1 protein-coding gene is annotated in these 1156 nt (G+C 41.9%); it reads left to right on the forward strand.

Annotated features, from left to right (window positions below; translation table 11 throughout):
* Positions 1 to 103: 103 nt before the first annotated feature.
* The coding region (locus tag AB5123_RS14390; protein WP_368365009.1) for a recombinase family protein at positions 104 to 1156 on the forward strand (1053 nt) is incomplete at its 3' end.

The following is a 1156-nucleotide window of genomic DNA, read 5'->3' on the forward strand; positions in this document are numbered from 1 at the left end:
AAAGCGTGTGTTTCACGAATTTGGATAAGCCATTTTTGTGTCATAGAGGTTGAGCTTATTAACGGAATACGTATTAAGAATATTACGGAAAGGAATGAGAAAAATGTCCACAGCGCCGAATGTAACGATAATTCCTGCGAAAGTGCAAACAGCGGAAAGCAGGGATAAATACCACCAGTTAAGAGTTGCCGCATACTGCCGAGTATCTACGGCTCAGGAAGAACAGCAGAACAGCTATCAGGTCCAGATCGCATATTACACCGATCTTATCAACAGAAAAAAGGAATGGACGCTTGCGGGGATATTTGCAGATGAGGGTATAAGCGGAACTCAGACGAAGAAAAGAACCGAGTTTAACCGCATGATAAGAATGTGCAGGAACAAAAAGATAGATCTTGTGATCACCAAATCAATATCAAGATTTGCACGAAATACCGTGGATTGTCTTGAATATGTCAGACAACTTAAAGACTTGGGTATCGGAGTTATTTTTGAAAAAGAGAACATAAACACCTTAACTATGACATCGGAATTTATGATAGCTCTGTATGGAAGTTTTGCTCAGGCAGAATCAGAATCCATAAGTAAAAACGTAAGCTGGGGCAAAGGAAAAGCCTACCGTGAGGGCAAGGTGCAGTTCCAGTATAAATATCTGCTTGGGTATAAAAAAGGAGCAGACGGAAAACCGGAGATAGTACCCGAAGAGGCTGAAACAGTAAGGCTGATATATACGCTGTTTCTCGACGGATACAGCATGAGCAGGATAAAAAAGCTCCTCGAGAACAAAGGTATTTTGACTTCACAGGGAAATAAAGTATGGAACGAATCACTTATCCGCAGCATTTTGAAAAACGAAAAGTATGCAGGCGACGCACTTCTGCAAAAGACTTTTACCTCAGATTGTATCACTCACAAGATAGTTAAAAATCACGGCGAACGCCCGATGTATCTTGTGACAGATCATCATGAACCCATAATCGACCGTGACACATACAATAGAGTTCAGCAGGAGCTTGCAAGGCGAAGTTCTAAGCGTAAAATCAGCGATAAAACTACTACCGAGCAAGGAAAATACAGCAGTAAATATGCTCTTACCGAACTGCTTATCTGCGGAAAATGCGGCACGCCTTACCGCCGTACAACGTGGACTTCAAGA

The organism is Ruminococcus sp. RTP21204st1_B2_RTP21204_210225 (assembly GCF_040914135.1).
Classification (GTDB): domain Bacteria; phylum Bacillota; class Clostridia; order Oscillospirales; family Ruminococcaceae; genus Hominimerdicola; species Hominimerdicola aceti.